This is a genomic window from Fructilactobacillus sp. X7R9C1, assembly GCF_059901005.1.
Genome location: NZ_JBWXVG010000001.1, coordinates 208,964 through 220,923 on the forward strand (window position 1 = coordinate 208,964; position 11,960 = coordinate 220,923).

The following is an 11,960-nucleotide window of genomic DNA, read 5'->3' on the forward strand; positions in this document are numbered from 1 at the left end:
CACCCCTAATTTTCTTCCGTAATTTCTAAGTGATCCACTAACTCATTTAAGTGTTCATCATTTGGATAATACTTCTTAACGTAATCTCTAATTTCATCGGTTTGCTGATTGCGTAATACAAATAATTGATATAGGTGCATTTTACTTTCATAGTCTTCAAGAATTTGCTCAGTTCTTTTAATGTTATCATAAACCGCTTGGCGACTAATATTGAAATTTTCTGAAATCTCACCTAACGAAAAATCATCTGCATAGTATTCTTGAATGTACTCTGCTTGTTTCTTAGTGAGTAATTCACCATAAAAATCATACAAAGCATTAATCCGATTATTCTTTTTAATGTCCATCTAAAGTCACCACTAATTGTCTTGAATTAATCCCTTAAATAAACCATCAATAAAGCTCTTAGAATCAAATTTACGCAAATCATTAACCGTTTCTCCAAGTCCAACGAACTTTACCGGAATATCAAGCTTATTTTTGATTGCAATTACAATTCCACCCTTGGCTGTTCCATCAAGCTTTGTTAAAACAATTCCCGTAATGTTAGTGATTTCATTGAACATCTTGGCTTGATTTAAAGCATTTTGACCAGTAGTTGCATCAATCACCAGCAACACTTCTTGAGGTGCGTCTGGAATTTCACGCTTAATGACCTTATCAATTTTAGCAAGTTCATTCATTAAATTAACTTTATTTTGCAATCTTCCAGCTGTATCAACAAATAAAACATCATAATTTTCTTTTTTGGCTTTATCTACTGCTTCAAAAACAACCGAAGCTGGATCACTTCCAGCTGACTTTTTAACAATATCAACACCATCACGTTTGGCCCATTCATCTAATTGTTCAATGGCACCCGCTCTAAATGTATCAGCAGCAGCTAAAAGCACCTTTTTATTTTGCTTTTTAAAATTATTGGCCATCTTACCAATGGTCGTCGTTTTTCCAACTCCATTGACACCAACAAATAAAATCACAGTTGGGCCAATTTGAGATAATTTGATTGAACTATCTTTATCACTTGGTGCATCATACAAATCGATCATCTTTTGGACGATTAGATTTTGAACTTCTTTTGGTTTCTTGGCATTTTTTAATTTAACCTCTTCTTTTAGTTCATCAGTTAATTGGATTGCGGTTTCAAATCCAACATCGGATTCGACCAGCGTATCTTCTAAATCATCAAAGAAATCATCATCAACTGAGCGAAAATTAGCAAATAGCGCATTTAATTTTTGTCCAAACGAAGACCGTGATTTTGCCAGACCATGTTCGTATGCTTTTTCAGCTGATTCAGGCTGCTTAGTTACATCATCAGTAGACTCTTTGACATCTTCATTTTTATTAGAAGAATGATCTGTATCAACCACAGACTGGCCTTTTTCATCTGACTTGTTATCGTCAGTGCTTCGAACACTATTTTTTGATGTTTGCGTTTGTTCTTCCGGTTCTTCAGAAACATCAGCTCCATCATTCTTACTCTCACTTGATCCATCATTTTTCTGACTAACTTCATTTTCTTCAGTTTGTTGAAAGTGGTCACCTCGATCAGAGGTGTCGTCACCAGTAGCCTTTGCTTTCTCATCTTCTCTTTTAGACTGCTTGGTTTCGTTCTCTTTGTCGTCAGATTCCTTCTTCTTACTTTTAAAAATATCAAATAAACCCATAATTATTCTCCTAGCTTTTTAGATTCATCCAAGTTGACCGAAACAACCTTAGATACACCCGAATCTTGCATTGTAACTCCATAAAGATGATCCGCATAGACCATCGTTTCCTTTCTGTGAGTAATTACAATAAATTGTGTATTATTCTTTAAACTCTGCATATACCGCGCAAAACGATCCACATTAGCAGGGTCAAGAGCAGATTCAGCTTCATCCAATATTACAAACGGAACTGGTTTTACCTCAAGAACCGAAAAAAGCAGTGCCAAAGCCGTTAGAGCTTTTTCACCACCAGAAAGTAAATTGAGATTACGGTATTTCTTTCCGGGTGGTTTTACCAAGATATCGATCCCGGTTGTAAGTAAATGATGTGGGTCATCCATTTTTAGTTTGGCTTCCCCACCACCAAAAATATTGCGAAAAATATGACTAAACGCAGTTGCAATTTTATCATAAGTTTCGCTAAATTTAACTTTTACCGTTTGATCCATTTCATTCATTATCCCAATCAGTTGGCTCTTAGATTCAATTAAATCATCAAGTTGATGATTCATAAATTCGTAACGATCCTTTACTTCTGCATAGGCATCAATTGAATTAACGTTAATCGGACCCAACTCATCAATTTCAGATTGGATTGATTTAATCAATGAATCGATTTCGGGTAATTCAAGTTTCACCTTCTTCATTGAGCTAGTTCCTTTAATCATGTTATCGCGTTGATAACGCTCAGAATCAAGGTTATCTACAGCTGTTTTTAAATTTGATTCCAGCTTTTGAACTATTTCTGTTTGAGAAATTAAACGATCCTGAAGATCGGAAACTTGCTGATCATATTTTTGATCATCTTGGTTAAATTTATCAATTTTTGAATTAAGATCGTTAACATCCCGCTTAGTACTTTGGATTTGTTGTTCTAGCTCGGGAATATTAGTTTTTACTGCCACCACTTCTTGATTAATTGATTGCTTAAGTCCGTTTATACTATTGGCTAAGCTTTTTAATTGAGTTTCAAAATTCAACCTTTGTTTTAAAAGACTTTCCCTACTGGACTTGAGTTGACTATTTTGTTCCTTTAAGCGAATCAACTTTTCTTTAATTTCAGATGATTTGATATTATTTTCGTTAATATCTCGCGTAAGTTTTTCAATCTGACTTTTAACTGAGGTATTCTTGGACTGATTTTGCTTAATTTGCATCTTTAAATCACTAATCTTATGAGAGAGATCAACTTCATTTACGTCATCATCACCGGTTGTGTTTTTTAATTGTAATCGAATTGCATCAGCACTTCTTTGAGACTCCTTTAAACTACTTTGATTCATACTAATGCTTTTTTGCTTAGCTTGAATTTCTCCTTTTAATTCATTTAATTTTTGGCGAAGTTCATCGTGCTTATCTTGAGCTATTTTGTGCTGATTTTGGAATTCTTTGATAGTCTCCTCACCAGCGTTCATCTTCTGACCCATGTCTTCAACTTGCTGATTTAAGTGGACCAATTTTTCTTTTTGACTTAGTAAGCCAGTTGACTGGTTGCGATTAGAACCACCGGTGATTGCACCTCCGGCATTAACGACATCCCCATCTAAAGTTACCACTTTAGCCCTATGACCAATTGTCTTACTGATCTTTGTAGCACTTTTTAAATCAACTGCAATCATCGTACCACCCAGCAGGTGATTCTTAATCCGTGTCATATTCGATGGCATTTTGACCAAGCTCGAAGCAATTCCAACAAAGCCAGAAATCGATTTTACCTCATTTAACACATTAGAGGATAAATAACGTTCATTAACGGCATTCATAGGCAAGAACGTAACTCTTCCCAGTTTCTTCTCGCTTAAATAGTGAATTGCTTCTCTAGCGTCTTTAACGTTCTCGGTGATAACCTGCTGAATCTGACTTCCCAATGCTGTTTCAATGGCTAGAACATAACGATCAGGAACTTCAATAAAATCACTTACTGTTCCTTTAATACCAATTAAATTCGCTTTGCTTTTTAATAAGTTTCGCGTCCCGCGATAAAGCGAATTATGATTTTCCAAGATTGACTTAATACTATCTCGTTCCGTTTTAGTTTCCTGAAAAACACGTAATGCAGCATACCAGCTTGCCTTTAATTCTTTTTCTTTGTCCCTTGAATCTGACAACTTATTATCAACTTGCTTTAATTCATCCACCATTTGCTTCTGGTTGTTTTGAAGTTTCGATAATTCGGTCTCTTCTGAAGTGATTTCTTGCTTTAAAAGGTTGCTTTGATCTTCAATCGCATTAATCCGCTGGTACTTCTCTTTTACCTCACTATCACTACGCTTGGATAATTTTTGCATTAACTTTAAATTATTCTTGGCACTGGCTAATGACTGCATCAAATCTATGTAATCATTTCTTATATTTTCAAGTTCTGTTTGCTTTTCCAATAAATTTTGTTGAATAGGAGCCGTTTCAAGCTGCTTCATCTTATGAGAATAGTTGGAAATGAGAGCCTGCTTTTTACTAATTTGGCTTTGATTATCAGTAATATTGTTTTTAACGTTTCCCAGTTGCTCTTTTAAATCACTTACTTTACTTTCTAAGTCGTTAATCTTTTGTTGATTAAATTCACGTCGTTGCTCAGACAACTGCTGATCACTATGAGCTGATTCGAGTGATTTAGTGTCGCTTAAAAGTTGATTTTGAAGCTGTTCACGCTTCTGGGTTAAACTTTTAATCTTGCTCGTTAACCCTTGTTTGCGTTCTTTAACTTCCTTAACTTGTATTTTTAGATTAGTAAAAGTAGTATTTTGCTTTTTGAGCTCCTTTTCCAGATTCATTTTCACGTTTTCATGATTTTTAATCTTAATCACTAATCTAGAATACTTCAATTGATCAAGATACTTTTTCTTATTTAAATAGAGCGAAGCAGCATCACTTTGCTCCTTTAGAGGCCCAATTTGTTTGTCCAACTCGTTAATAATATCTGAGATTCGATCCAAATTTCCTTGAGTATCAGCTAACTTTTGTTCAGTTTCCACCTTTTGTTTTTTATATCGATAAACTCCAGCAGCTGTCTCAATAATTGATCGCCTTTTTTCAGCATCATCATTAAGAATTTCGTCAACATTCCCTTGCGAAATAATTGAAAGGGAACCTTCACCTAATCCAGTATCCATAAAAAGATTATTAATATCCTTCAAACGACAATCTTTATCATTGATTGAATAAGAACTATCACCATTTCGATAAACTTTACGTGTGATTTTAATTTCGGTATAATCAGAATCCAAAAAATGATCAGAATTATCAAAATAAATGCTAACTTCTGCACGACTAAGAGCTCTGCGCCCCTTGGACCCAGAGAAAATGACGTCTAACATTTTTTTACCACGTAAAGTTTTGGCCGACTGCTCACCTAAAACCCAACGAATTGCCTCGATGACATTACTTTTTCCGCTACCATTTGGACCAACAATTCCAGTAAGCCCATCCTGAAAGTCAATTGTGGTTTTATCTGCAAAAGATTTAAATCCTGCAATCTCAATTGATTTTAACTTCACCTTAATGCCTCATTTACTTAATACTTGTGCTTACTCCCAGTTCATTGAGTGCTTTCTTTGCCGCTTTCTGTTCTGCATCTTTCTTGGAATGTCCTAACCCGACTCCCATTTCTTTGCCGTTAATTTTTACCGCAACTTTAAATTTACGGTCATTATCAGGACCATCTTCACTAACTAGTTCATAGTCTAAATCGACTGGGCCATTTTCTTGAACAACTTCCTGTAATTCAGTTTTATGATCAAAGAATTCGTCAAACCAACCCTCATCAAGCTTAGGAAAAATCACAATCTGACAAAAATTCCTCACCGTTTCTATTCCTTGATCGAGATACACCGCTCCAATAAATGATTCAAAAATATCACATAAAAGTGAGTCACGTTGTCTGGCATTCGCCTTTTCTTCACCTTTGCCGAGTCGGATATACTTGTCAAAATGACATTCACGGGCAAAACGACTAAAGCTATGCTCATTAACCATAGCAGCCCTTAATCTAGTCAGTCGACCTTGTGGTAATTCTGGAAAACGTCTAAAGATGTAGTCTGAAACCACTAATTGATAGACAGCATCTCCCAAAAACTCCAGACGTTCATAAAATTTTAATCCTTGACCGGGATGCTCGTTCACGTATGATGCTTGGGTCATTGCTTCATCTAAAAGCGCTTCATCGTTAAACTTAATATTAAACTTGTCTTTTAACAAGTCATCAAACTGCTTTTGCAATTCTATTTCCTCCAAAGGTAACATTTTTTCTTTTAATTATATCATTAATGCCTAAATTACGATAATTGCATAATAAAAATGACCCGTCATAACAACGAATCATCTATTTCTTTGCAATGTGTTTTTTCGTTTTTGGATCAATATCTCGCATAATTACATTTACTAGATCGCCGACATCACTGATATTCTCAGTATTTTCACTGGTGAAAACATCGCCAAATTCATCCTCTAATTCAACGATAAATCCCGCCATATCAATAAAATCAGCGCCTAAATCATTAGTAAAGTTTAAGTCATTCGTTACCTTATCAACCGGAACCTTAAAACGACTTGAGGTGATTTCTGCTACTTTTTTAAATACTGTTTCTCTATCCATCAGTGATCCCTCCTACTGCTCACCATTTTTAATACTATCCATTTCATCAGTATGATTAGAAAAATAATCTTTCACTGAATCAACAAAATTAGAATTAATAATTTGCTGAATTTGAAGTATCGTATTTCTAATTGTCTTAGCCTTACTACTACCGTGGCTCTTCACCACTGGGGCCTTCAATCCAAGTAGGACGGCACCCCCGTACTTAGTGTAATCCATCTTGTGGGCAATCTTTCTTAAAGTATCCTTGAGTAATAAAGCACCCACTTTGGACTTCACTCCACCATTTATAATGCCGTCTTTTAACATATTAATCATTGACAATGCAGTTCCTTCAATACTCTTTAAAACCGCATTACCGGTAAAGCCATCGGTTACCGCTACATCGGTAACTCCATCCAGCAACCCTCGTGATTCGATGTTACCAATAAAATTAATGTCATCATTTTTTCTTAAAGCATGATACATTTTTTGATGGATCTTATTTCCTTTGTCAGACTCAGTGCCATTATTAATCAACCCAACCCGTGGATTTTTAATCTTTAAGACTCTTTCAGCATAATACTTACCTAGTAGTGCATACTGATAAACGTTAACAACCTTAGCATCAGCATTTGCTCCACAATCAATTAACGTGAAACCAGTATCGTTATCAATTACTGGTAAAGTAGTAACCAGTCCCGGACGATCAATTCCTTTGATTCTACCGATTATCAATAAACCAGCAACTAGAATGGCACCAGTATTTCCACAGGAATAAAATGCATCAGCTGTCCCATCTTTAACAGCTCGAGCAGCCATTACCAGACTTGATCCCTTTTTTTCCTTTACTGCTTTAACGGGTTCATCTTCCATTTTAATAACTTCATCTGATTGAATCACTTTGATATTTTCTTTGTTATTTAACAACGAATTGATTTTATCAGAATCACCAAAGAGTTGAAACTCCACGTGATCCATTTCATCACGAGCAAGCTCAATCCCTCTGACAATTTCATCAGGTGCATTATCGCCACCCATTGCATCAACAGCAATTTTTATCATTATAGGCAAAGCTCCTTAATCAAACTTAACATCTTGATTTAAAGATTTAAGTCTTTTTACTAACTTTCGATTTTGCGGTTCCTGTTCCCAATTAACATCATCAACAATTTCTTTTGCAACGGTCTGCGCTGTGCTCAAAATATTAATGTCAGCAACTGGATCTCCAACTTTAAAGGTTGGCATTCCAGACTGATTTTTACCGAGAATGTCCCCAGGACCTCTTAATTCTAAATCTTTTTGTGAAATAAAGAAACCATCAGTTGATGAACACATCACATTCATTCGTTTTCTACCAGTTTCATTTTTAGGATCAGCAATTAAAATACAATAAGCTTGCTGGTCCCCTCGCCCCACACGACCCCGAAGTTGATGTAGTTGAGCCAACCCAAAATGGTCAGCATCATAAATCACAATGGTACTTGCGTTGGAAACGTCAACTCCGACTTCAATTACAGTTGTAGAAACTAGAACTTGTACCTTATTAGTCTTAAAAGCATCCATTACTTTATTTTTGTCTTCATCACTCATTTGACCATGGAGTACGCCAACCGTGTATTTATCACCAAGTTCTTGCTGAAAGTTTTGGTATGTATCAGTCACGTTTCTCATATCCACTGCTTCAGATTCACCGATAAGGGGGACTACCACGTAAACTTGTTCTCCATGATTTAAGCGCTTTTTGACAAAATTAAGCATTGCATCAATCTGTTGATTCTTAATCCAAGCCGTTTTAATTGGTTTTCTACCACCTGGCAACTCATCAATTACAGAGACATCCATCTCACCATACGCTGTGATCGATAGAGTTCGTGGAATAGGCGTAGCCGTCATCGATAACACGTTCGTTGATTTACCCTTTTCTCGCATGGCCTTTCTTTGGTTAACTCCAAACCGATGTTGCTCATCAATGACAGCTAATCCTAAATTATGGTATTTAACTTCTTTTTGAAACAATGCATGAGTACCCACCACCAAGTTAATCTCACCACTTTCAATACGGGGTAAAAGTTCATTTCGAGCGGATCTAGAAGTATCACCAGTCAATAGTCCAATATTAACACTAGTATCCTTAAAAAGCTCAGCAAGTCCGTCAGCATGTTGTTCGGCTAAAATTTCAGTGGGAGCCATTATTACGGCTTGTTTCCCAGAAAGAACCGCAGCATAAATTGCGATAGCCGCTACAACCGTTTTTCCGCTCCCAACATCTCCCTGTAAAAGCCGATTCATCTGATATGGACGCTTTAGATCAGATAAAATTTCTGAAATAACCTTTTTTTGTGCCAGGGTCAATTCGTACGGAAGAGAACTCACAAACGTCTGTAATTTAGCACGATTAATGGTTATCGCAGAATTAGGGGCCTGATCTTTCTGATGTTTTAAAGTTTGCATTCGCATTTGAAACAAGAAAAATTCATCAAACTTTGCGGTTCTACGTGCGAGTGCTGCTGCTCTTTGATTTTTTGGAAAGTGCATGTTAGAAATGACACTTTTTAAATTTTCTAATTTATACTTTTTTAAAACCCAATTGGGGATGAAATCTTCAATTTGACCTTGGTACTGATCATAGGCTTCGGTTACCAATTGGCGAATGGTATTCTGGGTAATCTTATGGTTAGCGGGATAAATTGAACCAAATTTTTCGCCATCACCAGCTTTCAAAATTTTAATTCCGGCCATCGATTTTTTATTTGCATCAAACTTTCCGTAAATCAAAATTTCATCCCCGGCTTCAACCTGTTTCTTTAGCCACGGCTGATTAAAAAAGGACACCGGAATCACATCATTACCAACTAGTAACTTAATAGTTAAACGACTTCTACGTCTTCCAAAAAAATTAACCGTTGGATTGATAGCAACCTTACCCTTCAGAGTGACCACCTGCTGATCAGAAATTTCAGAAAGATCTTTAGTTCGAAAATCTTCATAACGAAATGGAAAGTATGTCAGTAAATCATAAATGGTCACAATCCCCAAATCATTTAGAGCTTCAACTTTTTTGGGACCGACTCCTCTAAGCGTTTCCACATGGTCATCTAACCCACTCATCAAATTCACCTCCTAAAAAGACTGTTAATCCACAAGGACTAGCAGTCTTATTAAGTATCTATCTATATAATATTACCTATTCAACGGAAATAATCAACGGATAAACTGGTTGATCCCCCTCATGAGTCTCAACTTCTAATTCATCGTCCACTGATAAGGCAGCATTCGAAACTTTATCAGCATCATCCTGATCAGCGTCTTTTCCAAAAATAATCGTAACGTTTTCGCTATCATCATCTAACATTTTTTTCAGCATCTTAATAGCTGCATCATCTAAAGAAGAACCAAGGACCTGAATGTCTCCATCAATAATTCCCATGTAACTACCCTTTTTAATGTCCATTCCATTAATCTTTGTATCACGAACAGCAGTCGTCACTTGGCCACTTTTAACGGTATCTAAAGAGTCGTCCATCTGGGTTTGGTTTTCTTTAAAAGTATTATCAGGATCAAATGAGAACATCGCGGTTAATCCTTGTGGGATTGTCTTGGTGTGGACAACTTCCATCGGAATGTCTGTGATTCCCTGGGCTTGCTCTGCCGATAGGAAAATATTCTTATTGTTAGGGAGAACGATCGCTTTTTTAGCATTACTGTTATTAACAGCGTCAACAATATCTTGCGTACTAGGGTTCATCGTTTGTCCACCACTAATGATGTTAGTTACTCCTAAGCTCTTAAAGAGCTTCTCTAAACCTGCTCCCGCAACCACCGCAATAATTGCTAAGTCACGCGGCTTTTTATGCTCTTTTTCTTCCTTTAAATCATCGGTCTTTTGAGCTTTTTCATCGCTTTCCATGATTGATTCTTGTTGCAGTCGCATGTTATCAACTTTAACGGTTGCTAAGTCACCAAATTGTTGTCCCCACGATAAGACCTTGCCAGGATGCTCCGTGTGAACGTGAACGCGAACCACTTCATCATCATTAATAACCAAAAGCGAGTCCCCTAATTTCGCCAGATAGTTATAAAAAGTATCGTAGTCGAATTTCTGGGTAACCTGCTTTCCCTTCCCAATTCGCACCATAATTTGGGTACAATACCCATAAACAATGTCTGCTGGGTTTAATTTACCTTGAGCACTCTTATGATGCTCAACATCAATCATTTCGTTCATTTCTTCAGAATTAGGTTGATGTTCACCTTTGTCTTCAATCTTTCGACCATTTAAAACATCATCAAAAGCTTGAAAAACAAATACCAATCCTTGTCCACCAGAATCCACCACTCCCACTTGCTTTAATACTGGGAGAAGATCTGGAGTTTTTTTAAGAGCTTTCTCAGAAGCATCAAGAATTGAGTCCATTACCTTTATAACATCATCAGTATCTGAAGCAGTATTTTCACCAGCTTTAGCAGCTAGTCTAACTACCGTCAAGATGGTCCCTTCAGTGGGTTTCATGACCGAACTATAAGCAGTCTTAGCTCCAGCGATAATAGCATCTGCAAATTCTTGAGCATCAAGATCCTTTTTACCTTCAACGTTTTTTGCAAAACCACGGAAAATCTGAGACATAATGACACCAGAGTTACCTCGAGCTCCCATTAATAGACCCTTAGCAAGTGCAGAAGCTTTACCGCCAATCGTATCATCATTTGATTTATCGACGTAACTTTCCCCACTTGATAATGACAAACTCATGTTCGTTCCAGTGTCTCCGTCTGGAACTGGGAAAACATTTAACGAATTAATAAAATCCGTATTATTATTAAGAACGACCGCGGCGGCTTGAACCATTTGGTCGAACTCTTTAGTAGTAATCTTAGTTAATGACACTATTATCAAATCCTCCTTATACTCAAACCACTAGTCGTTAATAACCTTAACACCCTGAACAATTACGTTTACTGAATCCGCATTAATCCCTAACATCGATTCCAAATTATATTTAACTTTTGACTGAACATTACGAGAAACTTCAGAGATCTTGGTTCCATAACTCACAATGACGTTGACGTCAACTTGAACTTTCTTGTTAACTTCTCTGACAACTACTCCTTTTGAGTAACTATCCTTTCGAAGAATTTCATTCATATTATCTTTAAATTGGTTTTTGCTAGCCATGCCAACAACTCCATAATTATCAGTTGCGGCACCGCCGACTACTGTAGCAATTACATCATTATCAATATCAATTGATCCATATTGAGTGTTTAACTTTACAGCCATCGTTTGCATCCCCCTTATCCTTTCGAGCTCATAACGATATCTAATGTTACCACACCCCATTATAAAACAAAAATATGAATCATGGTGTCAAGGACATTTACTTGAAAGAAACTTTGCATTTATGACGGTATTATGGTAAGTTATTTAGGTGAACTATTGAATATAAAAGAATTCCAAAGTAAGGAGGGATATTATGGCTAAGGATCAAATTAATGGTAAGAGAACTCATTTCGGCAATCGTCGTTCTCACGCTTTAAACTCATCAAGAAGAAGTTGGAAGCCAAACCTACAAAAGGTACGCATATTAGTTGATGGTAAACCCAAACGTGTTTGGGTTAGTGCCAGAACTTTAAAATCTGGTAAGATTACCAGAGTATAATCATTATTATTTTAATTA

At 36.4% G+C, this 11,960-nt stretch carries 10 protein-coding genes; 1 reads left to right on the forward strand and 9 read right to left on the reverse strand.

The window, feature by feature from the left end; translation table 11 throughout:
* Window positions 1-5: 5 nt before the first annotated feature.
* From AC6UD0_RS01045 to AC6UD0_RS01085, 9 genes are all read right to left on the reverse strand, one after another.
* Window positions 6-347, reverse strand: coding sequence for a putative DNA-binding protein (locus AC6UD0_RS01045; RefSeq protein ID WP_500696716.1), 342 nt, complete (start codon window positions 345-347; stop codon window positions 6-8).
* Window positions 348-359: 12 nt separating this feature from the next.
* Window positions 360-1,670, reverse strand: coding sequence for a signal recognition particle-docking protein FtsY (gene ftsY / locus AC6UD0_RS01050; protein WP_500707865.1), 1,311 nt, complete (start codon window positions 1,668-1,670; stop codon window positions 360-362).
* Window positions 1,671-1,672: 2 nt separating this feature from the next.
* Window positions 1,673-5,206 (reverse strand): chromosome segregation protein SMC, encoded by a 3,534-nt coding sequence (smc, locus tag AC6UD0_RS01055; protein WP_500707867.1) that lies wholly within the window; start codon window positions 5,204-5,206, stop codon window positions 1,673-1,675.
* A 13-nt stretch (window positions 5,207-5,219) separates the two neighbouring features.
* The gene (rnc, locus tag AC6UD0_RS01060; protein WP_500693716.1) at window positions 5,220-5,951 is read right to left on the reverse strand and encodes a ribonuclease III; all 732 of its coding nucleotides are present in this window, start codon (window positions 5,949-5,951) and stop codon (window positions 5,220-5,222) included.
* 79 nt (window positions 5,952-6,030) lie between these two features.
* Window positions 6,031-6,303 carry an acyl carrier protein gene (locus tag AC6UD0_RS01065; protein WP_500693715.1) on the reverse strand — a complete coding sequence of 91 codons (273 nt, stop codon included), beginning with the start codon at window positions 6,301-6,303 and terminating at the stop codon, window positions 6,031-6,033.
* A gap of 12 nt (window positions 6,304-6,315) precedes the next feature.
* The gene (plsX, locus tag AC6UD0_RS01070; protein WP_500707869.1) at window positions 6,316-7,347 is read right to left on the reverse strand and encodes a phosphate acyltransferase PlsX; all 1,032 of its coding nucleotides are present in this window, start codon (window positions 7,345-7,347) and stop codon (window positions 6,316-6,318) included.
* Between the two features lie 15 nt (window positions 7,348-7,362).
* Entirely contained in the window at window positions 7,363-9,393 is a 2,031-nt protein-coding gene (recG, locus tag AC6UD0_RS01075; RefSeq protein WP_500707871.1) for an ATP-dependent DNA helicase RecG, read from the reverse strand.
* A 76-nt stretch (window positions 9,394-9,469) separates the two neighbouring features.
* The gene (locus AC6UD0_RS01080; protein WP_500693712.1) at window positions 9,470-11,170 is read right to left on the reverse strand and encodes a DAK2 domain-containing protein; all 1,701 of its coding nucleotides are present in this window, start codon (window positions 11,168-11,170) and stop codon (window positions 9,470-9,472) included.
* Between the two features lie 30 nt (window positions 11,171-11,200).
* Window positions 11,201-11,563: an Asp23/Gls24 family envelope stress response protein gene (locus tag AC6UD0_RS01085; protein WP_010021513.1), complete on the reverse strand. Its 363-nt coding sequence runs from the start codon at window positions 11,561-11,563 to the stop codon at window positions 11,201-11,203.
* A gap of 193 nt (window positions 11,564-11,756) precedes the next feature.
* On the opposite strand from AC6UD0_RS01085, the gene rpmB reads away from it, so the two are divergent.
* The gene (gene rpmB, locus AC6UD0_RS01090) at window positions 11,757-11,942 is read left to right on the forward strand and encodes a 50S ribosomal protein L28 (protein ID WP_500693710.1); all 186 of its coding nucleotides are present in this window, start codon (window positions 11,757-11,759) and stop codon (window positions 11,940-11,942) included.
* The last annotated feature ends 18 nt before the right edge of the window (window positions 11,943-11,960 follow it).